Origin of the sequence: Roseburia sp. AM59-24XD (assembly GCF_003478445.1) — a bacterium.
GTDB lineage: Bacteria > Bacillota > Clostridia > Lachnospirales > Lachnospiraceae > Jutongia.
The window spans coordinates 68,269-90,998 of sequence record NZ_QUET01000008.1 but is presented as its reverse complement, the minus strand read 5'-3'; the positions used below and the strand labels follow the sequence as shown (position 1 = coordinate 90,998).

The following is a 22,730-nucleotide window of genomic DNA, read 5'->3' as shown; positions in this document are numbered from 1 at the left end:
TTTCCTTCCTTTCTGTTCCTCTTACATCGACTGAAATGCTGCCGCCATGATCAATGCAAATACGACGACAAGCATCATGATCATTGGCAATAAAAGCTTTGTTCCGGCCTCTTCTCCGAGCTGTCTGGCAAACTCTCTTCTTGCACGCAATGCATCCTCTGCCTCAAGCTCCATCCGCCGCAGCAGATCGTCCGAGCCCTTCCTTAAATTCTGCACCAGAAGCGTGCTGAACTTCATATACGAAAGCATGGAGATCCGCCTGCCAAACGCCTGGTACGCTGCCGCCTCGTTTTTCCCGTTCTCCATTTCCATCCGGGTCAATATCATCTCTTCATACAAATAATGACCGGAAATCTCACCACACTCTCTGCGTGCCTCGTAATCCTTTGTGATCCGCTGCCATGCCCCTCGTATTGTAAGACCTGCTCCAAGAAGCAAAATAAAACGCTCTATCATCTCGGGATACTCCTGCTGCAGCTGCAGTTCTCTTTTCCTTACCCCCTGCTCTAACTGATAATCGAAAAGAAACGGCAAAATCAGGCTAAATAATATCCCCATCAGCAAAATCCTGCGCCATAACGGATGGTTCACCTCGCTGTAATGCATTGTCTGATTCCCAATACGTCCCGGCAGCGACACACGTTTCTCCTGTGATGAGTTCTCTTTTTCCATCTGCCACTGCTTTTCCCAACTCTCCCAAAATCTCTGTTCTCTGCTTTTGTTTGGGGGACACAGCAGTAAATTAAGCATCATCGGCTCCTTTACATCACAGTAAACCATCTCTGCTGTAAGCGTGACTTCGGTCTCTTCCTTCAGATCGTCTGTATTTAATGTTCCGTCTTTATTGACATATCCGGCTGCATCCAGTTTCCATCGCACCTTGACTGCACTGTCCTGTATTGTGGACACCAACCGAAGTGGTTTTGTTATCTTGTCTGCAGACGGATTCTCTCCCAGATAATGTTTTTTAATATACTCCCTGCCTTCGGCAAGCTTTGCTGCAAGTTCCTCCTTCCGATACTCCCTCTCAGGAATCTCTATCTCTATGGTTTTCCGGTTGCCACCTCCCTGAACGGTAATCTCCGTCTTCCTGCTCCCTCCCCCGGGTTCAAGCCGTTTCAATTCTCCGGTTCCTGTAAGCACCTTTGTTCCCTGTCCCGCAAACGCTGCAATCGCCACAAGTACAATCGTAAAAAGCACAGTCCACAGCCCTGCCTGAAACCTCCGGCAATCATCCCACACCTCAAGCTCCTTTACCGGACTTCCCGGTCGGAGCATCTGCAGATGCTTTCGCCGACCCTCCGAAAATGGCACATGCAGCCGTAATCTCCAGAACCGATGCAGACAATATGCTAAATTGTCAATCCCTTTGACGCTCTTCATCCTGTCTTCCTCCCTGTAACAGCTCATTTTCCACTTATCCTCTAATGTGTGCATATCCGCAAGCTCAGACAGTGATCCGGCATATTTTTTCACTGAGCAGGTATGCCGCAAGATAGATCAGCAAAAACACACTCATCTCGATCCGTCCCCGGATTCCACCGTAAAAGCCATCCAGAAAGCCCGGCGAACATATCCAAAAATAAAGGATCATCCCCAAAGGTACGATATTCATAATACGTCCTTCCATCTGCTTTCCGGCGATCATCGTGTGAATCTCCCTGCTCACCTCTATCTTCTCCCCGATCCGGTCTGCGCTGGCCCTCGTGACCTCAACCAGATTGCCACCCGACCGGCGAGCTGTCCGGAACACCTCCGCAAAGCTTTTGATATCCTGCACGCCGCTTCGCGCGGCAAATTCATCCATAACCTGTTCCACCGGCCGATTCAGCTTTAACTGCTCCAGCATCACCTGAAATTCCCAGCTAAGCAAAGATTCTTTGCCGTATACAACCAGCAGATCCCGCCGGCTTTCTTCTATTGCATTTTCAATGGAATAGCCTGCATTTAAAGCTGCTGCAATCCCCTGAAGCCCCTCTTTAAATTCCAGATTAAGCTGCCAGCGGTGCTGCTGCTCCCACTTTCTTTTCAGCCGCCGATACTGTAAAAAACACAATGGCGTTCCAATCAGCAAAACCCATAACAGACTCCGGTAAAACAGGATCAGCAATACAATCACCTCTCCTCCGGCGCGGATGCAGTCCCAGACCCGTCTATTGTTCATCCGCTGTCTCCTTTCCTGCCATGATCAGTTTGTCCCTGTTCGCCAGCCGGTGATCAGTCGCCACCAGATGCCCTTTCACATGCTCCTTACTGCTGCCCTTCGTCTCTTGAAACTTATACAACGGACGCAATACAATCTCGCCATCCTCAATGCCGCATACCTCATCAATCTCCAAGACCTTTCTTGACTTATCGCGCAGTCTGCCAAGCTGCACCACGATCTCGATCGCCGATGCGATCTGACTACGCACTGCCTGCAACGGAATATCCATTCCTGTAAGCACAAGCGTCTCCAACCGGCGCAGCATATCGACCGGACTGTTCGCATGACCGGTTGATATACTTCCATCATGTCCGGTGTTCATGGCACTAAGCAGTTCAATCACCGCCGCATCCCTGATCTCGCCGATAATAATTCTGTCCGGACGCTGGCGAAGTGCTGACCGTACCAGATCCCGCACCGTAATCTCATTCTTCCCCTCCAGATTGGCATTGCGTGTTTCCAGACGAACCAGGTTCGCAATATTCTGAATCTGTAATTCTGCCGAATCTTCAATTGTCACAATACGCTCTGTGGATGGAATATAGTTTGACAATGCATTGAGAAAGGTGGTTTTGCCGGATCCGGTGCCACCACTGATGAAAATGTTATATCTCGCCTCTACCAGTGTCCGCAAAAACACGGCCGCCTCTTCCGTGATGCTTCCAAGCTCCAGAAGCTTGTCCATATCAAACGGATTCTCCGGAAACCGCCGTATTGTCATGACAGGTCCATCCAGCGCAACCGGTGGAAGCACGACATTCACCCTGGAGCCGTCAAGCAGCCGCACATCCACGATCGGTGATGCCTCATTAACCACCCGGTTCACCTTCGACACGATCTGCTGGATTACATCCTCCAGCTTTGCCTGACTCGGAAACTTCTTACCCGAATCCAGCAATCGTCCTCCCTTCTCGATAAAAATGTGATCCGGTCCGTTGATCATGATCTCCGTAATATCCGGATCCTCCAAAAGTTCCTGCAGCACATCTAACCTGCGCACAGAATTAAAGATTTTTTTGACAAGCTCCATCTTCTCTTCGATAGTCAGATATTCCATCTGTCCACGTTTCAGGACACGTATCTCAATTTCATCCTGCATCTGTTCATCTGAGAAGCTGACACCCTGCTCCAGTTCCCGTAACAATTCCTCCTGTATCTCCTGCTGAATCTTCTCCAGACTTTTCTCACTCATATGTTCCCTCCCTCACATTGTATAAGATGCTGTAGGCCGCTCCACTTTCATCTGCTTTTGCCCCTTGCGTCATACATACTGTATATTGTCAATTACTTCCTCCAGTCCTTCGCGCACCAGCAATCGTTCCAATGCGGCACGTCTTTGTTCCTCCCAGCGGCTTTGTGCTCTCGGTATATAGATGCGGTCACAGCAGTACAGCAGATACAACGAAGAATCGGTGAGAAATCCCACGTCAAACACAACTCTTTCATATCCGGTTTCGTGTGCAAACAGTGATAACAGCCTGTCCACATCCTCCCGACAAAGCGTATACAAATCTCTGAAATCCTCAACCGGTCCCAGATAATCCATTCCGTCGCACTGCGTGATCATTCTCCGAAGTTTCGCTGCCAGCTTTTCGCTATGCTGCTTCAGATAAAAGATCACCTCCGACATACCACTGTTCTCTGTAGTCCCGGCAGCTTTCATCACCTGTTGTTCTTCCCCGAAAAGCTCCAGATCAACAAGAATACTCTGTCTCCGGTCCTTCACCTCCGGCAGGAGCCGCTGCAATGGAACCGGTGCCCCGTACGGGCGGTAAATCCCTATAAACTCGGTCTGTCCTCCCGTTTTGGTGGCGGTAACAGACGAAGCTCCCTCCCCCTCTTCCAGAATCTGAAAAATTTCCTGCAGAATCTTTTCTGCCGACTGATACTTAAAGATCAATGGACATGTCTCTCCACCCTCTGCCACGCCGTTGCCCTCCGACATGATCACAAGATGTCTCGCCCGGTCAAGGTATTTTACCCCGGTCCGGTCGACATCCTCTCCCAGAAGCAGAACATCCGGCTGCCTGTCCTTCAAAAATTCATTCAAACTCTCGAGCTTTGTAAACAATCGGCTGTCTAACAGAAAATTCTTTCTGCCAAAATAATCCGCCAACGACCTCATATACCCCTGCGTGTCATACAAAGCCACCAGTAATTTATTCAAAAAATCCCCCCTGTTCTCTCAAGGCACACGATATAATACGCCATTGCCGCCAATGGTGCCAACGGAATTACCATCTCATAGCCATCCCTTTTCACATCGTAATATGTCTTCCTCCTGTGTAAGACCGCACAACAAACGAAATACTTCATTCTTTTTAAAAATTGCCGCTTTCCCAGCATATGAAGCAACGACGCCACCGCCGCCAGAACGGCAAACACAATTCCGGTATGTACCCAGAATTTCATTCCATACATTCCTGCAATTACCGATAACAGCTTAATATCCCCCGCTCCCATTCCGTGGATACAAAACATCGGCAGTAACGCAGCTGTCCCTAACAGAACACAGCAGACTCCGGCTCCCACTCCGACAAGTCCCTGTTCATACCAGCGTAGTAACAACGCCACCAGCCATCCTGCCACGATCAGATCGTTCGGAATCCGATACTGTTTCAGATCGCTGACGGAGCTTAACACCAGCAGGATCGTCATAGCAACACAATGGATTCTCCCACCTCCCTTTGCTTGGTGCCGCCCACTATAGCACCCGGCGATCCGGCCTGTCAAACGGAGCAATTCTGTGCATTTCTGCCAAAGTTTTTACCCATGAATTGTAAAAAACAACTGCAAAAGATAGAGACCTGCTACACCACTTATTCCTAAAATCGTGGATACACAGATTGTAATTTCGTTAATTTTGACGACAATATTTCCGCCAAAACAGCTGATCAGACCGTTACACACATAGACACAAACCAAGCAAAACAGGCACCTGATCAGTGCATTCAAAATAATTTTCCCAAGATTTCCCCAGATACAAATGATAAATAAAGTACATAAAATGATAAATGCCGCCATATACACTGCAATTTTCTCCATTTGCAACTTTGTACGTTGCATTTCTTTTTATTCACTCATAATTACTAACAGTATATGCACGTCCATCGGCAGTATTCCCGATAAAATTTTACCGATAAAATTTCACGTGTGAAATGTATAATTTCCTATTTGCATACCTATACTTTAGATATGAGTCTTGTACAAAAATATGGAGGTAATGATTCATGATCCGATTATTATGGAAAGAAAAAAAGGAAATCCCCCCAAAACGGAAGGATTTCCTAAAAAGCAATCTGTGATTGTCAACAGGCGATCAATGACGCCTATCTCGGTCTGCAAAATACCAACGAGCCGGATTTGATCGACCGATATATTTATGAAATGAACGCTGCAAATGTGCGCTACCGTTTTCTGCTCAAGGAAATGCGTGAGCTTTCTGCGTCTTCTGCACCGAGCATCTCCCCGACAAACCTGGAAACCGACACCTCTTTGCTGAACCGTTCTTTCAGATAATAGATATGCAGATGCGACTTTGCACGCGTCATTGCAACATAAAACATCCGCCGCTCCTCCTCGATGTCCTCTGTCAGCACTGCCTTACTGTACGGCGTCACTCCCTCATTGACATCCGGGATAAACACGCACTCAAACTCCAGCCCCTTGGCACCATGCATCGTCATCAACAACACGGCATCCTCCGGCTGCCCGTTATCCCTCTGGCGGCTTTTCTCGCTCTGCTTTTTCAACTCTTCCCCATAGCTTTCAATATAGGCAAACCACTCCTCAAAATCCTTAAAGCCCTTGCTCGCCTCCTGCAGCTCGTCTAAGATCTCATACATATCTCCCGCACGGATCCCGCGGTACTCCGCATATTCCTGAATATAATCGTCATACCCCACGCCACGGCGGATAAAATTGACCGCTGCATACGGACGCATATCTGCGATCAATCCCAGATCCGCGCGCAAATTCACAATGCGGTCCACCATCCAGTCCTTATCCTCATAGAAAAGCTCCAGCTCCTCCAGATCAATATAGGCATCCGCCAGTGCATTCCGGTGGACATAACGTTTCGGACGGTTAATAATACGCATGACATTGCCACGCTCGCGGTTGCCGCACGCCACCTTAATATACGTGAGAATATCCCGCACGATCCAGTGATCGTAAAGATTCGGCACCATCTCCTTCATGACAAACGGAATATTATATTCCTTCAGCTTCGCGCTGATCGCACGCGCCTGCGTATTCGTCCGGAAAAGCACCGCCATCTCCCGGTAAGGGATTCCCCGATTGCGATAGGCAAGAATCTCCTCACGGATCTTTTCATTTTGCTCCGTCATCCCCTGAAATTCCTGCACTTGCACGGCAGAACCCGGCTTAAAATCCTTCTCGGCTCCAGTAATTTTCTTGTCCAGACGATTCTTATTGTGACCGATCACACGTCCGGCAAGCGCAATGATCTCACTTTTACTCCTATAATTTACGTTCAATTTACAGATCTCCGGAGAAAATTCCTTTCCAAAGCTCTGCATAATATCCGGTCTCGCCCCGCGGAAACCATAGATCGACTGGTCATCATCGCCCACGATGAAAATATTATTGGCAGGCTGCGCTAACAACTTCACCACATCGTATTGCACCTGATTGATATCCTGAAACTCATCGATCAAAATAAACGGAAACCGCTGCTGCCACATCTTACGGATATCCGGACGCTGCTCCAGCAGCTCATAGCAGTACACAAGCATATCATCAAAATCAATCAGCCGCCGCTTTGCCAGACCATTCTGATATTTCTCATAGATCCGCCGAAACGTATCTCCCGGACAATTTGGCGAATAGTAATGTGCCAGATCCATTCTGCCGCCTTTCACACGGCTGATCTCCGAACCAAGATCATTCAAAAATTCATTTTCGTCCTGAATCTCAATATCGGTCTCGTCCACAATCTCCTTCAAAAGCTGACGTCTGACGTCCTCCTTGATGATATTGCTCGCCTTATAATGATATGCATGCTTCAAAATAGTGAAAAAAATCGAATGAAATGTACTGAAAGATACCGGTGCACTGTATGCCGGTGCCATCTGCTGATAACGCTGGCGCATCTCCACGGCAGCCGCCCTGGTAAATGTGATAACAAGAATATTGGACGGATCTATGCCTTTTTGCTCTATTAAAAAACGGACCCGGTGGGTTATGACTCTGGTTTTGCCAGAGCCCGGACCCGCCAGGACCATCATCGGTCCCTCGAAATGAGAGACCGCTTTCTTTTGTGATTCGTTTAATTCCATACTAAACCCATATGTCTTTCTCAGTCCACAAAGTCTGCCGTGCGAAAATCATATCCACACGGAATCTGATAACATATTACTGCGCTGCTTCCAACAGTTCAATTCCCTTTTTGATGCGGGCGATCGTCTCATCCTTACCGATGATCTCAATGATCTCATACGCTCCACCCGGTGTCATCTGCTTGCCGGAAACTGCAGTACGAAGTGGCCATAAACACAGCCCGTTCTTGATCTCCTTCTCGGCAATATACTCCTTGCAAACAGCCTCAATACCCTCATGACTGTAGTCCTCAAGCTGCTCCAGACGTGGAAGCATATCCTTTAATACAACAAGTGAATTTTCGCTGTTTGTTTTCATTTTCTTGTGCGTATACATTGCGATATCATACTCCGGAAGCTCCTCAAAAAAGTCGATCTTCTCCTTGATATCCGGGAAGATCTCAATTCTTGTCTTCACAAGATCTGCAATCTTCCTGAGATCGTAATCCTTTGTAATAACCTCTTTGATCACAGGAAGCGCATGCTCATAATACGCCTCATTGTCCATCGCCTTGATATATTCGCCATTCATCCATTTCAGCTTGACAATATCAAATACCGCCGGTGACTTGCTGATATGATGATAATCAAAGTTCTCCACCAGTTCCTCAAGACTGAAGATCTCACGGTTATCTGTCGGACTCCATCCGAGAAGTGCCACATAATTGACAACGGCCTCTGACAAAAATCCCTGCTCGATCAGATCCTCATAAGAGGAATGACCGCTACGCTTGCTGAGCTTCTGATGCTCCTCGTTAGTGATCAGCGGACAGTGGATATATTTCGGCTCTTCCCAGCCAAATGCATGGTACAGTCTGGTATATTTCGGTGCGGAGGAAAGGTACTCATTTCCACGCACAACGTGTGTGATCTTCATCAGATGATCATCGATCACGTTCGCAAAATTGTAGGTTGGATATCCATCGGACTTGATCAGGATCATATCGTCCAGCTCTTCGTTAGGCTGGGAAATATCACCATAAATCTCATCATGGAATGTCGTCACGCCCTCATTCGGCACATTGGCACGGATAACATACGGCTTGCCTGCTGCCAGATTTGCTTCGATCTCCTCCTTGGACAGATGGAGACAATGCTTGTCATATGCGGTGATCTCCTTGCCGCCAATGTTCTGCTTCAGGGACTCAAGACGCTCCTTATCACAGAAACAGTAATAAGCCTCGCCCTTGTCGATCAGCTCCTTGGCATATTTCATATAAAGACCGCTCTCACAGCGCTCGCTCTGGATGTACGGACCATAGCCACCATCCTTGTCCGGACCTTCATCATGCTTGAGTCCGGTCTTCTCCAAAGTACGGTAAATGATCTGCAGTGCTTCATCAAAAAAACGCTCCTGATCAGTATCTTCTATTCTAAGTACAAAGTCGCCGCCCTCATGCTTGGCGATCAGATAGGTGTACAACGCCGTTCTTAAGTTTCCTACATGCATTCTGCCGGTAGGACTTGGCGCAAATCTTGTTCTAACCTTGCTCATTTTAACAATCCTCCACTAAAGAAAAATCTCCATCCGAAAAAACTCCGGACAGAGATTTATTTTAAACCGTTTTAGGCGTTTTGCAACCTTATCCGGCTTTATTTCTTAACTTGTGCCATCTTTTCTTCTGCCTTCTCCGGAAAAACCGCATCTGGATCATAACCGGTAATGTAAGGAACAATCTCGCTCAGACACCCATACAGCCTGTAATCTGCCCGCGTATCCCCCAGCTTTTCCTCTGTATTTACAAGAATAAACTTATTACCTTTGTAGTATCTCTCGAAATGCTGGCAGATCGGATCTCTGACAGCAGAACCAAGCACAAGCAGCACATCCGCTGACTCGACGATGTCGCACACCTCGGACACCTTGCCATTGTCCACGCGCTCACCAAGCAGGATAAATCCGGGACGGATCGGAATCCGACACTTGTCGCACACCGGCTCTCCCTTCGACTCCTTTATGTACTTCATATCAAAAAGTTTCCCACACGCCGGACATATATTCTTCTCAATGGAACCATGCATGTCAAGCACATGCTCACAGCCCGCCTTCTGATAAAGCTCATAAACGGTACGCGTGATGATATGAGGCACCTTCCCCTTCTGCTGCAGCTGACGGACCGCCTTGTGAACAACCGTCGGCACTGCCTCCTTATTAATCGTCACATTCTTAATATAATCATAAAATATATCACTACGTCTTGCATAAAATGCGGAGGATACAATCTCATCGTTGGAATATCCGTACTTTTCCTCCGTCTCATACGCCAGATGCTCTGCCCGCACACCGTTCAGTCCGGTCTCACGCATCGTATTCAGTCCACTCAGCACAACAATATTTCTGCTCTTATCAATAATCTCCTTAATTCTTTCTGCAATCTTCTCCATAACACATCCCCCTCTGCCAATTACTCGCCAAGGTAAGTGCAAATACTCTCCACCGCTTTATCAATACCGGCAATATCACTGCGGACAACCATGTCATAGTTGGTCAGATTCGTCCACTTTTCACCCACATGATAATTGTAGTAGTTCGCACGGCGCTTATCATTCTTTAAAATAATCTCCCCTGCTTTCTTCTCGCTCTCACCGTAAACATCAACGACACGCTTGAGACGATAATCCAAAGAAGCCTGTACAAATACGTTAAAAATATTGACCCGCTCCTTTAATACGTAGTCGGCACATCTGCCAACAATAACACATGGTCCGTCATCGGCAACCTTACGGATCACATCGGACTGTGCCAGGAAAATTCTGTCATCCAGAGACAACCCGGAAAATCCAAAGTCCTGATTCCCGTAAACATTAATTCCCATTGCCAGAGAATATAAAAGGCTGTTCGTTGCCTTATCCTCTGCCTTTGCAAAGGTCTCCTCCGCAAATCCGCTCTCCTTTGCAGCACGCGTGATTAACTCGTTGTCATAAAACGGGATACCATAATGCCCGGCAAGCTTCTGACCAACCTCTCTGCCGCCACTGCCATACTGTCTGCTGATTGTAATTACTTTGTTCATATAAAGGCCCCCTTTTCACGTTCACATAAACAATTTTATAGATTTATTATACATCATTTTGGTTATTTTCACAAGGATTTTTATATTTTATTGTCATTTATTGTGAAATATTCCTAATTATTTCGTGTTAATTTGGTAATATTTTTAATACTACGTTTTTCTCGTTCTATGTTTTCTCATGGAATATTTTTTGTCTTCGGAAACAGATTTCCCAATATACAAAAGGACGCTGATATCTCTATCAACGCCCTTGTCAATTTACAAAAAGATTAGCATACCGGTTTCATTTTGTAAATACTTATTATTGCATCATTACTCCACCGGTGCGATGCTCGGGATCTGTACATCGGCATCCACATCTGCGCTGTAGTCCACGCCATCAATGCAGAATCCGAAAATCTCATAGAACTCCTGCCAGTATCCTTCCAGATCTGTCACTTCCTCGAGATTGTCCTGATCAATCTTCTCCCAGATTGCAGCGACTGCCTCCTGCACCTTCGGCTCCATCTCCCAGTCATCCATGCGGATCAGACGGTTCTCATCGGTCACCACCTCGCCACCATTACAGAGACGGTCATGGATCATGCGGTACATCTGCTCAATACAGCCCTCCTGCACATTCTGCTCCTTCATCACCTTGAACAGGATCGCCAGATACAATGGCACGATCGGAATGGCTGCGCTGGACTGTGTCACAACTGCCTTATTCACGGAAACGTATGCCTCCACGCCGTCAACCTCTTCCTGAATCTTGTCTGCAGAAGCGTAAAGATCCTTCTTTGCCTGTCCAATAGAGCCTTCCTTATAGATCGGATAAGTCAGCTCCGGTCCGATATAGGAATATGCAACCGTCTTGGCACCGTCCGCAAGAACACCGGCATCCTTCAGTGCCTTGATCCAGAGGATCCAGTCCTCGCCGCCCATAACCTTGATCGTGTTGTTGATCTCCTCCTGTGTCGCCGGCTCGATCGTCGCTTCCGTAAGCTGGTTGCTGCGCAGATCAATCGTGCGGTTTGTGTACGCCTCACCGGTTGTCTTAAGTACAGACTTGTATGTCACTCCGTCCGGAGCCGTACGGCGCGGTGCCGCAATACTGTAGATCACCATGTCTACCTGACCGAGATCCTTTTTGATCGTCTCAATGGTCTGCTCCTTCATCTCTGCAGAATACGCATCACCGTTCAATGTCTTCGCATACAACCCGTCCGCCTGTGCGATCTGCTCAAACGCTGCTGTATTATACCATCCCGCTGTTGCTGTTCTCTTGCCCTTTGCCGGCTTATCAAAAATAATTCCGAGCGTATCTGCGCCGCAGGAATATGCTGCCGCAATACGGGAAGCAAGTCCGTATCCCATGGAACAGCCGATCACAAGAACCTTCTTCGGTCCTACTGTCTTAGGCTGTGCCTTTACATAATCAATCTGTGCCTGTACTGCTGCGCGGCATCCTGCCGGATGTGCCGTGGTGCAGATAAATGCTTTTACCTTTGGTTCAATTACCATGAAATAACCCTCCATAAACACTATTTCCTAAATATACAACAAAAATCGCAGAATCCATAAGAATCCTGCGATGCGGTCAAGCAGGATACGGGAGTCGAACCCGCCTCCTCAGCTTGGGAAGCTGATATACTACCGATGTACTAATCCTGCACAGAAGCCTGTAGTTTCTGCTCCTCTTCATTTTATACATATTGCTTTTGTTTGTCAAATATAAAAAGGACAAAACAACACCCGGTCAGAAACCTTTCGATTCCTGACCGGGTGCAATTTTATTGGCATGAATGGGTATCACTCACCGCCTTAGCGGTGCAACTGCTTTATCCCTCAATAGCGATGGTCTTGGTTTGTTCAACCGCCGGCTGTGGTTCCTTCTTTGGGACGGAAATCTTCAGGATACCATCCTCAAACTTCGCTTTGATATCCTCCTCGGTAACCTCCTCACCAACATAGAAGCTACGGCTGCAGCTTCCGTAATATCTCTCACGGCGAAGGTACTTGCCGCTCTTGTCATCCTTCTCATCGTTCTCGGATTTCTTCTCTGCGCTGATGGTCATGTAACCGTCCTTCAATTCGGCCTTGACATCCTCTTTCTTATACCCTGGCAGATCTATATCAAGCTCATAACCGGCATCTGTCTCTTTCACATCGGTCTTCATAGCGCTTGGCGTCGGGGTTGCATAATGAATCACATTCATTGGTCTTGCAAAATCATCAAACAGATCATCAAATAAATTCTCTCCAAAAATACTAGGCATCAACATAAGTCATTCCTCCTTCAATTAAACCTTATTGAACTGTTCTTCTCAGAGCAAGTAGGATGAAGTCCCGGTCATTTCTGACTTCCTATTACCTCTTCCCTTGTTCTGTAATATGTTATACCACTTTTATTAGCACTCGTCAAGAGCGAGTGCTAATAATTTTTGTGAAAGTTTTGTGAACTGCTTTTTATTCAATTCCACGAATGCGTTCTATCACGCTGCCCTGCCCGGACAACCTCTTCCATGCTGCCACCGGAATGACAACACACACGATTACCGTTACAAGCGCCGCTCCCAGAAGCGGAACAACCGGCACGCAGAATGCAACCTGACAATAGTTCATAGACTGATAAATCTCGTAAACAGCTGCCATGCCAACGGACATTGTCACAAGCCATGCTCCCCCTGCATACAGGATTCCCTCCCGGATCAGCATCTTAAGTATCTGCCACTGCGTCATCCCGATACTTTCCATGACTGAGAGCTCGGTTCGTCTGTTCTGTATATTTACCACAAAGGTGTTCATATAATTCATAGTTCCAATAAATGCAAGGATCAACACAATCCCCATACCGATCTGAGGCATATTCCCCTGTGCCTTTCGCATCTCATCTGCCTCCTCGAGCTTGGATTCCCAGGAAAAATTTCGTGTATTGGCATCTTTCTTCAGAATTGCCAGAATCTCTTCCTCCGTCCTACGGTCATACTCCTTCTTATACCGGATCCCTGTCTTTAGGATAAATGCTTTCGCATCAAATGCCTTTACCACCTGATCACTGACAATGAGCGTTGGCGGATATCCTAAAAGTACCGTGTAATACGAATCATCCGTCACACCTGACACTGTAAAGCTTTTACTCTTTTTAAGATTCCGATAGAGCGTGCATGTCACTGTTTTGCCGATAAGATCTTTATCCGCAAGCTCCACACCATTTCGGTAAACAATACACACCTTTCCCGCGAGAAAATCGTTTTTGGACACCGGCATGTCGAGCGTCTGATTCAGATGATCAAATTCGTCCTCGTCGATGCCAAGCATACTTGTTCCAAAGTTCTCCGGATGCTCTTTGTACTCCTTTCGATCCTTTTTATAAGGAATGCTCATCCATTTTGCATAAAATTCCTTCATCCACTTTTCCATAAGATCCGGTTCCCACGGAATCGTAATTTCCGAAAATACAATGGAATGCATTTCGGCAACACCTTGATTACTGCTAATCGACTTCTCGATGGAGCCGGTCAGAATATCCTTCCGATCCTTTGCTTTTTCCTTTATGCCGGTATCATTCTTAATGACGAGATCTGTGTTCATACTATTCGATACGATTGTGCGCGCCGCCTGACTGGAGATCAATGTAACAACGCAAAGATACACCGACAGACTCATCGCCAGAGACACAAGCACCATCGCCGTCCGCTTCTTATCCTTTACAAACTGCTCCCAGGAAATCCGCGCAATCACATTCCCCCGTGCCGCTTTCCTGCCGCTTCTTATCCCAGTTCCTTTCCTTCGGGACACCTTCATTCCAGCCCCCGGACGATATCCAAGCGCTTCTATCGGAGAAACCTTTGCTGCCTTGCGCACCGGTTTCCAACCCGCCAGACTGATCGTGATACCCGCCAGCAATACGGTCACCACCAGAACCGCCGGATGAAACTGCACTCCGATTCCATCAATATATCCGCTTTGGATTCCGAGATTTTTCACGATCACCGGGATCAGAAAGAACGAAACGAACGCCCCCGTCACACAGCCGGTTCCTATCCCCATCGATCCTATCAGAAGCAGCTGCTCTTTGAGCATCACCTTGATCTGCCATTCTGTCATACCGATTGTCTGAAGCAGTCCATAATGTCTTACTCTGCCTGCCACCGAAAGATACATGATGTTATAGATCAGCAGATACGCACACAGACAGGTAACAAAGATCAGTCCGATCAATCCTCCAAGGATCTCAACCGATTCTCCCAGATCTGAGACAAAGAAAAGAGCCTGCTGTTTCCCCAGTTTCATACTTTTTATAAATGCATTCTGCGTCTTCTTTGTCATCAGTCTCTGCCGAAAGTCCATGAAATATCTTCCTGATGCAGCATCGGAGCGCTTCCATCCCGACTTTTCATAAAACGCTTTGGACATATAGAACATCTTCTTCGTTCCATAGCCATCCCATATGCCACTGATCCGAAAGGTGCCTTTCTGAACACCATCGTATACGCCATACGTCACTGTGATCGAATCGCCGACTCCCAGCTCGTCATATCCACATTCCTCCAATGCTTCTCTGGTCACCATGATCTCATCTTCCGCAACCGGGTATTCCCCCTCCAGCTTCTCTCTCGCCGGTTTCATCATCTTCGACCAGTAATTCTCATCCGCCCAGCCAAGCCCAACACTCGGCGTATCATCGCGGTCTGTTTTCTCGATCCACCCACAGATGCCAAGAAAACCGGTCAGTGTAATATCCGGATTATTCTCACATTTCTGTGCCTGCTCATCCGTCACACCATACATGAGCGCATCAAACTTTGCCCCGGACATCCGGATGTTTTGAATCTTTAGCATTTTGAAGTAAGTGACACCCACCGTAAATATCGTAAATATCATGAAGGAGGAAAGAAAAACCGCAAGAAACATTGTCGCTGTTCTCCTTCGTCCGGTCTTTAGGGAATGACGTGCCATCCGCTTAACAACAGCGTTGTTAGTATTCTTAAGCATCCGGATCACTTCCCTTCTCTAAACCCCCGATGATCCTGCCATCTTCAATATGTACAATGCGGTCAGCAAGTTGTGCAATGTCCCTGTCATGTGTAATAAGAATCAGTGTCTGGCAAAACTGTTTTGATGCCGTCTTTAGAAGTCCAAGTACGTCGTGACTCGTTGCAGAGTCAAGATTACCCGTCGGCTCGTCCGCCAATATGATCGCAGGCTTCGCCGCAAGCGCTCTGGCAATTGCCGCCCGTTGCTGCTGCCCTCCCGACAGATTCCCCGGTAATGCGTCTCTCTTCTCGGTCAGCCCCAAAAGTCCCAGAATCTCATCCACATACGCAGTATCGACCCTTCTCCCATCTAACTCGACCGGTAGGATCACATTCTCGTAAACATTCAGATCCGGAACCAGATTATAATTCTGAAAGATGAAGCCTATCTTCCTGCGGCGGAAAACGGCAAGCTGATCCTTCTTCAGCCCCTGAATACTCTTCCCCTCCACATACACCTCTCCCTCCGTCGGTATATCAAGTCCCCCGAGCATATGCAGCAGTGTACTTTTGCCGGAGCCGCTCTTGCCGATGATCGCCACAAATTCATGCTCCTTCACACAAAAATCAACGCCATCCAATGCCCGGATCGTGTTCTTACCCATTTGGTAATATTTCTTTAGATGATTGGTTTGTACAATATAATTGTCCATTGGTCTGCCTCCTTATTTTGATATTCACAGAATACCCGGTAAAAATCACAAACCTGTCTCAATTACGAAATATCACAATATTGTGATCACACCTTGTCCTGAGCATCCCGCCATGGAAGATACAGATGGAACTCTGCACCCTCTCCCGGCTCCGACTCCACTTCTATGTAACCCTTCTGCAATTCCATAATCCTGCGTGCAAGATACAAACCAATCCCAACTCCCGGCTTATCGTGAACCTCCGGTTCCCGGTAGAATCTCGTAAAGATCTCCGCCTGTCTCTCCGGCACAATTCCCTTTCCGGTATCCGAAATACTGATCTTCAAGAAGATTTCCTGTCTCGTCAATGCGACATGAATCTCACCGCCGGACTCCGTGTACTTCACTGCATTGTCCAGAATATTAAAAACAGCCTCCTGCGTCCACCTGCCATCATGATCGATCATCACTTCTCCACTGCTCTCCATGAAAAGGTCGATCTGTTTCACTGCTGCATCCGGAACAACCGCTGCCACAGCCCGCCGCAGCGTCTCACAAATATCACCCGGTTCCTTCTGTATCTGCAGGATCCCCGTCTCCAGCCGGGACATTTTCACCATACTCTGCATCAGAAAATCGAGCCGCTCCACCTGAGTCTGCAGCTTCTTAAGGAATTGTCGTCCGTCCTCCGAAAGTTCCTCCTCACCAAGAAACTCTATATATAGTTTTATGTTGGAAACCGGTGTCCTCGTCTGATGAGAAATATCCGAGATCAGTCCTTTGATCTGCACCCGCTCTCTCCGGCTCTCCTCGGACTTACGCTGAAACAAATGTGCCGCCCTTGCTAACTGCGTCTCCGTTCTGCCCCAAAGGCTGTCCTCCATCTGTGCCTCTGGCTTCCATTCCCCACCGGAAGAAATCACGTCCAGAGCCTGCTCCACCTTTCCGGCAAATTCTTCTATATTCTTATGCAGCCGGTAATTACGCCACAGCAGTGCCATAACAATGGCTCCCGCCGCCACCGGCACGATCCACATCATCCAATCCATTGATATCCCACCCCGTATACATTAGAAATATATCTATGCTGTTCATCCTCAAGCTTCGCTCTCAGACGGTTGACATTCACCGCCAGCGCATGCTTATCAACAAACTGTCCACCGCTGTCCCACAAACGATCCAGTAAAACATCGTACGTCAGAAGCTGCCCTCTGTTGATCAGAAACTGTCGCAGCATCCTGCTCTCCGTCGGCGTGACCGAGCATTCCTGACCGTCCACTGTCACCACGGCTTGCTCCAGATCGATCTGCAAATGATCATCCGAAAAGATAAGCCGTCCGGAGCGGGAATTTCTCCTTAAGATCACATCCAGTTTATGAAGCAGGATCCGCATGGAAAAAGGCTTCATAATATAATCCTCCGCTCCGGATTCGTATCCGTTGATCGCATCCTCCTCGAGATCTCTTGCCGTCAGATAAATCACCGGGAGCTCCGCCTGCTGTTCCTTCAGCCACCGGCACAACGTATATCCCTCACCATCCGGAAGATTTACATCCAACAAGACAAGCTCCACCTGCCGACTTACAAATATCCTCCGGGCTTCTGCAATACTTTCCGCACTTACCACACCGTATCCGGCCTTCTGAAGTGCATAGCAGACCGCCTGATTCAGATCACTGTCATCCTCTACCACCAATATATTGTGCATATCTCTTCCTCCCCTGGAGTAAAACTGTATGTGCCTTATTGTAACACAGTCCGCCTCCTTGAACAGAGAAAACAAAAAGATTCTCAATTTTGTGATATTCTGTGAGATTCAAACTCCGTCATATGCTTCCGGTAATGCAAAGGAAGATTCGTTCTCTGCAGATCTGCATTCTCCCGCTCCGGGATCGCAATACTTTCAAAGAATGCCTTCCACAGATCCGCATACTCCCGTTCTCCACTGTGCTCAAGCCGGTCTAATAAAATGCATTCGTCCGGTTCGAGCATCCGTTGATACCATCGTCTCCCCGGATTGTGAAACGCTGCCTTGTGATGCGTCTTGTCATAGATGATAAACCACTCCGGATTCAGTCTGTCCGTAAAATGAGACGCTACCGTATCGATCACCTCATTCTCCGGCTCGATCACAGCATACAGGACCGCCTGTCCCTGCCATGAAATCTCCTCGAAACGGATAAACTCCAGATAATAGTGCGCCTCATTGCGCGATCTACGGTATATCTCAAACATCCTCTGTACCCACGGCACATGAAGTGCCTCCGTGACCTTCCGGCCCAGTGCAAAACCATACACGATGAAATGATAGATCACATCTGCCTTATCCGGCTGACGGCTTCCTGCCGCCGTCATAATATACTCGTATGCCGTCTCCGATATCCGGCTGCGCACAGTTCGCAGAACCTTCTGCATCTTCTCCGGATCCGGCTGTACATCCACATACTCACTGAACAGGGTATAGTTCTGTTCTGACTCCGGCATGATCACCTCCAAACGGATGTGGTCGTGTCCGTAAGCAGACTTTCCTGCATCGTAAACTGCTGTAAATATGCCCTCCGGTGTATCCTCACACCGATATACACGCATCTGTTTCATAATACTCACCACGCCTTCCAAAAACCTGTCCTTCCACCAAAACCCCGCAAACAGATAACCGCTTATCGGCAAACCTGCACCACGATCTTTCCCTCCCGCATCACGTCATAAAGTCAAACAATGATAACTGCTGATAATGGATCTGATCCTGTTCATAGCTTTGCTGCAGTGCCTTCTCCTCTCCCACAAGCCGCCTCGTAATAAAATCCTCCTCCACCTTCAGGAAATCATACATCATCCGCCCGTTGCAGGTGATAAAATAGATCGCCCGCTTGAGCACAACTCCCATCTTCTTCAGATGGCGGTAATCCAGCGAACCTGTCCGTCTCGCCCTAATAATGCGGCTGGCAGACTTCACACCAATGCCCGGCACACGAAGCAGCGTATCGTAATCCGCAGTGTTGATCTCCACCGGAAACGACTCCATATGCCCCAGCGCCCAGTCACATTTCGGATCCAGAAATACATTGAAATTCGGTCGGGACGGCGATAACAGTTCATCTGCCTCAAAACCATAATACCGAAGCAGGAAATCTGCCTGATACAGCCGGTGCTCCCTGCGAAGCGGTGGTCCGCTCTCCAGTGTCGGAAGATCGGCATCCTGATTAACATTGATAAATGCAGAATAAAACACCCGCTTCAGATCAAAACGCTGATAGAGTGCCTCCGACACGGTCATGATCTCATAATCGCTCTCCCCGGCTGCTCCGATGATCATCTGGGTGCTCTGACCCGCCGGCACAAAGCCCCTGCCCGTATCGTGACGCCGCCACTGGGTCAACCCGGCAGCGGTATCCGGCAGTACGAGTGAGGATGCTTCCCTCTTCGGTACTGCCGACTGCTGCGCAGGTATACCGGAAGATTGCTGTTGATGCGCAGCACCGCTGCGCTTCTGTAATAAATGATCCTGCATAACCGCACCGGAACGATCGCTCTCAGCATTCTTATATACACCACCGCTTCTATCTGCCCGTTTGGAAAACGCACCCTCCGCATTAGCTGCCTTTCCTCCGGGAACCACAGCCACCTTCCCCACATGACTCTCCTCGCGGTTCAGCGCCTTCAGCCTCGGTGCCTCACTCCTCTGACTGATCCCATCGGGCATGCTCCTCCCCAGCCTGCGCTGGTATGCCAGTACGCACTGCGGTTGCCTCCCTTCATCCCCAGCGCTTCGCGGCTCTCCTCCATCCCGGACTGGATCTGGCGCATCGGTGTCAGAATCTGCCGGCGATCCTTATTCGGCGCAAGCTGCCGCAGCCCGTCCGCCGTAGGAAGCTCCATATTCACACTCATGCGATCCGCATACCAGCCCGCCATCTCCACCAGCTCCGGCGAAGCTCCCGGTATCGCCTTGCAATGAATATAGCCGTGAAACCGATGTACCGTCCGCAGATCATGAAGCGTCTGACAGATCAGCTCCATCGTATGATCCGCCGACTGTATGATCCCGGAGCTTAAGAAAAGTCCCTCGATATAATTCCTCCGGTAAAACTCCATGGTCAGCTGACAGACCTCCTCCGGCGTAAACGTCGCCCTCGGAACGTCATTCGTCACACGGTTGATACAATACTTACAGTTATAAATGCACTCATTCGTAAATAAAATCTTAAGCAGAGAAATACATCGCCCGTCCGCCGAAAAGCTGTGACAGATTCCCGCCGCACTCGAATTGCCAATATATCCATCCTTCCCCTGACGGGACACACCACTGGAGGTACACGCCACATCATACTTGGCGGCATCCGACAATATCCTCAGCTTCTCCTCCAGAGACGCATGCTCCGCAAAGATCATCGTAATCTCCCCCTCTCAAGTCAACCGCTGTAGCTGCTGCCACAGACAAATCATCTTCTGATCAATATCTCTTAATAAACATTTGTTCCGAACATCTGTTCTATTATCATACGCTCGTCCCCGTGCAATGTCAAGAGGAAAAAACTGACAAAATTAAAGCCGCCAAGAACGGACAAGATCAGAGTGGACAAAACTGCTTTCACAAAAAACATCCCGTTCCCCGATACAGAAAAAGACCCATCATATACGTTCATAAAAACGTACACAACGAGTCTTCTTTTCGATCTTCTTTTATTTATTTCCCTTTTGCTGTCTAATCTTGTGAGATCAACGACATTCCAAACGCTTCCTCGTCAGGAACCGCTTTGCCGTCCTTGTAAAGGAAGAACCACTCCAGTCCCTCCAGCAGTTGGAACTGCTCCCGCTTTGCAAGCTTCTTCCGGTCGGTCGACTGTACGGAATTTGTCTTAGAATACTGCTTTACATCATCCGCCGGCGTCTTCTCGTAATATGTATGGATGACCTCTGCGCAGTCCTCACGTCTCATAAGCTCCGCAATAAAATTGTAACGACAATAGTAATAGCTTAACGCCTGAGCATAACTGTCAAATGCAAGCTGTGACCAGGAACCCGGAGCTTTCCGGATAAACCGGTACAGCTCATCGGTACTCATCGCATCCAGCATTTCCTGCGGAAACTGCTGCGCCGCCATCACCTCATCATCCGACGGGATCCACTGAATTTCATAATCCTTTGGATAACACCAGTTTCCATCGGAATCCTTCCAGTCAGAAATATTATCCTTTCGCACCTTATCATACTGCTCTGTAAAATACTTCTGGTAATAATCTCGCTCCTCGTCCGGAATCAGCTTCTTACCGAGCAGATCTGCGATCTCATCCCCGGACTGCTCTGCCACTGTCTGTGTCGGCTCAGCCGCATTCAAGGACGATGCCTTCGATGAATCTCCATTCCCACCGGTATTTCCGCAGGCACAAAGCGTCACTGCCAGCCCGAATACTGTCAGCACCGCTAATAACCTTTTCTTCATATCGCCCTCCGTTCCGCAGATAACAAACGTAAGCACCCGTATTCTGCTAATTGCTATGTCTCCTTTTGCCTTCGCGCATAACGAAATTTCTACGAAATTTATTTTTCTAACATCTACTCCCTGATCACCTTCCACGCCTCTACCAGCCGGTCAACGCTCCACGCCGCATTTGCGGGACTGGTTGACGGCAGACAGACCGCCTTAAGACCGGTCTGCTTCTCCTGATATTTGCGGTAAAGCTGCTCTGCCTTCCTGCCGTTCACATAGATCTGACGGATCTTCCCCTTTGCCAGGATCTCTCCCAGATCTGTCGGCTGTGCGTTCCGGATGCTGCTGTCCGCAGAACCCTGAATATCACAGGATGCAATCACATCCCAGACTGCCACGCCATTCTCCAGCAGAAACGCTTTCTTGTCCTCGACGGTCTGCGGCACAGGCTTTTCATACACCGCCGACAGCACCCGCCAGAAACGGTTCTGCGGATGACCATAGAAAAATCCCTGCTCTCTTGATTTCACTGACGGAAAACTGCCGAGGATCAGAACATTGGAAGCCTCATCGTAAACCGGTGCGATCGGATGCTGTATCATACATTGCCTCCGTCCTGCACCTCCGAAGCTGTGATGCTGGCGTGTATATTTCCGATCCAAACCACAAGCAGATACAGTGCAACCGAAAGCGGAATAAAGGAAGCCGCACCGTACCAGTCTCCAAAATGCACTCTGTCAATCGTAAGCAGAAGAAAGCCGATCTGAACCACTCCATAAAATACGATCTCCGGCAGCTTCTGACACCGCAGCCTTAACTGCATCGGTTTTACACTTCCGATACAGAAAAAGCCGACGCCACCCATAACAATAAGTCCTAAGATCATCAGAAAAAGCACCGGATATTTTAATAAAAGCGTCAATCCGAATGCTGCCGATGCATTCAGTCCGCCTTCCCATGACGAAACTTCCCGCAGCACCGTCTCATACAGCATATACATGCCACTAAAACTGCTTACACACATCAACACATAACAGATAATTTTCTCCGTTCTCTTCATAATCGTTCCCCCTTATACTCCCCTCTATTC

Annotated in this window: 20 protein-coding genes, 1 tRNA gene and 3 pseudogenes; 1 reads left to right on the top strand and 23 read right to left on the bottom strand. The window is 48.2% G+C overall.

The genetic code is table 11. From position 1 onward, the window contains the following. Positions 1-21 precede the first annotated feature (21 nt). The 6 genes from DXA20_RS05415 to DXA20_RS18605 form a co-directional block, all read right to left on the bottom strand. Positions 22-1,383, bottom strand: a complete 1,362-nt coding sequence (locus DXA20_RS05415; RefSeq protein ID WP_147403703.1) for a type II secretion system F family protein — start codon at positions 1,381-1,383, stop codon at positions 22-24. A 64-nt stretch (positions 1,384-1,447) separates the two neighbouring features. Then, positions 1,448-2,164: a type II secretion system F family protein gene (locus DXA20_RS05410; RefSeq protein ID WP_118559585.1), complete on the bottom strand. Its 717-nt coding sequence runs from the start codon at positions 2,162-2,164 to the stop codon at positions 1,448-1,450. Then, positions 2,154-3,398 (bottom strand): CpaF family protein, encoded by a 1,245-nt coding sequence (locus DXA20_RS05405; protein WP_118559584.1) that lies wholly within the window; start codon positions 3,396-3,398, stop codon positions 2,154-2,156. The genes DXA20_RS05410 and DXA20_RS05405 overlap by 11 nt, the downstream gene beginning before the upstream one ends. A 69-nt stretch (positions 3,399-3,467) precedes the next feature. Next, a complete protein-coding gene (locus DXA20_RS05400) occupies positions 3,468-4,373 on the bottom strand; it encodes a hypothetical protein (protein WP_118559583.1) in 906 nt (301 codons plus the stop codon). Further along, positions 4,370-4,948, bottom strand: coding sequence for an A24 family peptidase (locus tag DXA20_RS05395; protein ID WP_147403702.1), 579 nt, complete (start codon positions 4,946-4,948; stop codon positions 4,370-4,372). Before DXA20_RS05395 ends, DXA20_RS05400 begins: the two co-directional genes overlap by 4 nt. Before the next feature lie 24 nt (positions 4,949-4,972). Next, a complete protein-coding gene (locus DXA20_RS18605; RefSeq protein ID WP_158577148.1) occupies positions 4,973-5,230 on the bottom strand; it encodes a pro-sigmaK processing inhibitor BofA family protein in 258 nt (85 codons plus the stop codon). Positions 5,231-5,503: 273 nt separating this feature from the next. Between DXA20_RS18605 and DXA20_RS18600 the strand changes: the two are divergent. Next, positions 5,504-5,584 (top strand): annotated as a pseudogene (locus DXA20_RS18600) (hypothetical protein); the annotation flags it as partial. 29 nt (positions 5,585-5,613) lie between these two features. On the opposite strand, the gene DXA20_RS05380 reads toward DXA20_RS18600, so the two are convergent. From DXA20_RS05380 to DXA20_RS05295, 17 genes and pseudogenes are all read right to left on the bottom strand, one after another. After that, the gene (locus tag DXA20_RS05380) at positions 5,614-7,506 is read right to left on the bottom strand and encodes an ATP-dependent helicase (RefSeq protein ID WP_118559579.1); all 1,893 of its coding nucleotides are present in this window, start codon (positions 7,504-7,506) and stop codon (positions 5,614-5,616) included. Positions 7,507-7,582: 76 nt separating this feature from the next. Next, positions 7,583-9,040, bottom strand: coding sequence for a glutamate--tRNA ligase (gene gltX / locus DXA20_RS05375; RefSeq protein ID WP_118559578.1), 1,458 nt, complete (start codon positions 9,038-9,040; stop codon positions 7,583-7,585). A gap of 98 nt (positions 9,041-9,138) precedes the next feature. Then, positions 9,139-9,930 (bottom strand): SIR2 family NAD-dependent protein deacylase, encoded by a 792-nt coding sequence (locus DXA20_RS05370; RefSeq protein ID WP_022305581.1) that lies wholly within the window; start codon positions 9,928-9,930, stop codon positions 9,139-9,141. A 20-nt stretch (positions 9,931-9,950) separates the two neighbouring features. Further along, positions 9,951-10,559 carry a cytidylate kinase-like family protein gene (locus DXA20_RS05365; protein WP_022305582.1) on the bottom strand — a complete coding sequence of 203 codons (609 nt, stop codon included), beginning with the start codon at positions 10,557-10,559 and terminating at the stop codon, positions 9,951-9,953. A 312-nt stretch (positions 10,560-10,871) separates the two neighbouring features. Next, entirely contained in the window at positions 10,872-12,062 is a 1,191-nt protein-coding gene (fabV, locus tag DXA20_RS05360) for an enoyl-ACP reductase FabV (protein ID WP_022305583.1), read from the bottom strand. Positions 12,063-12,141: 79 nt separating this feature from the next. Next, a tRNA-Gly gene (locus DXA20_RS05355) sits at positions 12,142-12,212 on the bottom strand. Between the two features lie 167 nt (positions 12,213-12,379). After that, positions 12,380-12,823 carry an Hsp20/alpha crystallin family protein gene (locus DXA20_RS05350; RefSeq protein ID WP_118559577.1) on the bottom strand — a complete coding sequence of 148 codons (444 nt, stop codon included), beginning with the start codon at positions 12,821-12,823 and terminating at the stop codon, positions 12,380-12,382. A gap of 184 nt (positions 12,824-13,007) precedes the next feature. Further along, on the bottom strand, positions 13,008-15,536 hold the full coding sequence (locus DXA20_RS05345) for an FtsX-like permease family protein (RefSeq protein WP_118559576.1): 2,529 nt from the start codon (positions 15,534-15,536) through the stop codon (positions 13,008-13,010). Further along, entirely contained in the window at positions 15,529-16,230 is a 702-nt protein-coding gene (locus DXA20_RS05340) for an ABC transporter ATP-binding protein (protein WP_118559575.1), read from the bottom strand. Before DXA20_RS05340 ends, DXA20_RS05345 begins: the two co-directional genes overlap by 8 nt. A gap of 86 nt (positions 16,231-16,316) precedes the next feature. Then, on the bottom strand, positions 16,317-17,258 hold the full coding sequence (locus tag DXA20_RS05335; protein WP_118559574.1) for a sensor histidine kinase: 942 nt from the start codon (positions 17,256-17,258) through the stop codon (positions 16,317-16,319). Beyond that, a complete protein-coding gene (locus tag DXA20_RS05330; protein WP_118559573.1) occupies positions 17,246-17,917 on the bottom strand; it encodes a response regulator transcription factor in 672 nt (223 codons plus the stop codon). Before DXA20_RS05330 ends, DXA20_RS05335 begins: the two co-directional genes overlap by 13 nt. 83 nt (positions 17,918-18,000) lie before the next feature. Continuing rightward, the gene (locus tag DXA20_RS05325) at positions 18,001-18,807 is read right to left on the bottom strand and encodes a TIGR03915 family putative DNA repair protein (protein ID WP_118559572.1); all 807 of its coding nucleotides are present in this window, start codon (positions 18,805-18,807) and stop codon (positions 18,001-18,003) included. Between the two features lie 100 nt (positions 18,808-18,907). Beyond that, a pseudogene (locus DXA20_RS18330) lies at positions 18,908-19,552 on the bottom strand (helix-hairpin-helix domain-containing protein); the annotation flags it as partial. Positions 19,553-19,994: 442 nt separating this feature from the next. Then, a pseudogene (locus tag DXA20_RS05315) lies at positions 19,995-20,601 on the bottom strand (putative DNA modification/repair radical SAM protein); the annotation flags it as partial. 313 nt (positions 20,602-20,914) lie between these two features. Further along, complete coding sequence (locus DXA20_RS05305; RefSeq protein WP_147403701.1) at positions 20,915-21,652, bottom strand: hypothetical protein; 738 nt, start codon at positions 21,650-21,652, stop codon at positions 20,915-20,917. Between the two features lie 113 nt (positions 21,653-21,765). Continuing rightward, positions 21,766-22,242 carry a DNA-deoxyinosine glycosylase gene (locus DXA20_RS05300; protein ID WP_118559567.1) on the bottom strand — a complete coding sequence of 159 codons (477 nt, stop codon included), beginning with the start codon at positions 22,240-22,242 and terminating at the stop codon, positions 21,766-21,768. Next, entirely contained in the window at positions 22,239-22,700 is a 462-nt protein-coding gene (locus DXA20_RS05295; RefSeq protein WP_022305593.1) for a hypothetical protein, read from the bottom strand. Before DXA20_RS05295 ends, DXA20_RS05300 begins: the two co-directional genes overlap by 4 nt. Positions 22,701-22,730 lie beyond the last annotated feature (30 nt).

Coding starts and splice junctions, on each gene's coding strand:
- DXA20_RS05410 (WP_118559585.1), bottom strand. CDS start 2,164: ATGAACAATAGACGGGTCTGGGACTGCATCCGCGCCGGAGGAGAGGTG.
- DXA20_RS05295 (WP_022305593.1), bottom strand. CDS start 22,700: ATGAAGAGAACGGAGAAAATTATCTGTTATGTGTTGATGTGTGTAAGC.
- DXA20_RS05335 (WP_118559574.1), bottom strand. CDS start 17,258: ATGGATTGGATGATGTGGATCGTGCCGGTGGCGGCGGGAGCCATTGTT.
- DXA20_RS05405 (WP_118559584.1), bottom strand. CDS start 3,398: ATGAGTGAGAAAAGTCTGGAGAAGATTCAGCAGGAGATACAGGAGGAA.
- DXA20_RS05300 (WP_118559567.1), bottom strand. CDS start 22,242: ATGATACAGCATCCGATCGCACCGGTTTACGATGAGGCTTCCAATGTT.
- DXA20_RS05340 (WP_118559575.1), bottom strand. CDS start 16,230: ATGGACAATTATATTGTACAAACCAATCATCTAAAGAAATATTACCAA.
- DXA20_RS18605 (WP_158577148.1), bottom strand. CDS start 5,230: ATGGCGGCATTTATCATTTTATGTACTTTATTTATCATTTGTATCTGG.
- DXA20_RS05305 (WP_147403701.1), bottom strand. CDS start 21,652: ATGAAGAAAAGGTTATTAGCGGTGCTGACAGTATTCGGGCTGGCAGTG.
- DXA20_RS05415 (WP_147403703.1), bottom strand. CDS start 1,383: ATGAAGAGCGTCAAAGGGATTGACAATTTAGCATATTGTCTGCATCGG.
- DXA20_RS05325 (WP_118559572.1), bottom strand. CDS start 18,807: ATGAAACAGATGCGTGTATATCGGTGTGAGGATACACCGGAGGGCATA.
- DXA20_RS05370 (WP_022305581.1), bottom strand. CDS start 9,930: ATGGAGAAGATTGCAGAAAGAATTAAGGAGATTATTGATAAGAGCAGA.
- DXA20_RS05380 (WP_118559579.1), bottom strand. CDS start 7,506: ATGGAATTAAACGAATCACAAAAGAAAGCGGTCTCTCATTTCGAGGGA.
- gltX (WP_118559578.1), bottom strand. CDS start 9,040: ATGAGCAAGGTTAGAACAAGATTTGCGCCAAGTCCTACCGGCAGAATG.
- DXA20_RS05345 (WP_118559576.1), bottom strand. CDS start 15,536: ATGCTTAAGAATACTAACAACGCTGTTGTTAAGCGGATGGCACGTCAT.
- DXA20_RS05330 (WP_118559573.1), bottom strand. CDS start 17,917: ATGCACAATATATTGGTGGTAGAGGATGACAGTGATCTGAATCAGGCG.
- fabV (WP_022305583.1), bottom strand. CDS start 12,062: ATGGTAATTGAACCAAAGGTAAAAGCATTTATCTGCACCACGGCACAT.
- DXA20_RS05365 (WP_022305582.1), bottom strand. CDS start 10,559: ATGAACAAAGTAATTACAATCAGCAGACAGTATGGCAGTGGCGGCAGA.
- DXA20_RS05350 (WP_118559577.1), bottom strand. CDS start 12,823: ATGTTGATGCCTAGTATTTTTGGAGAGAATTTATTTGATGATCTGTTT.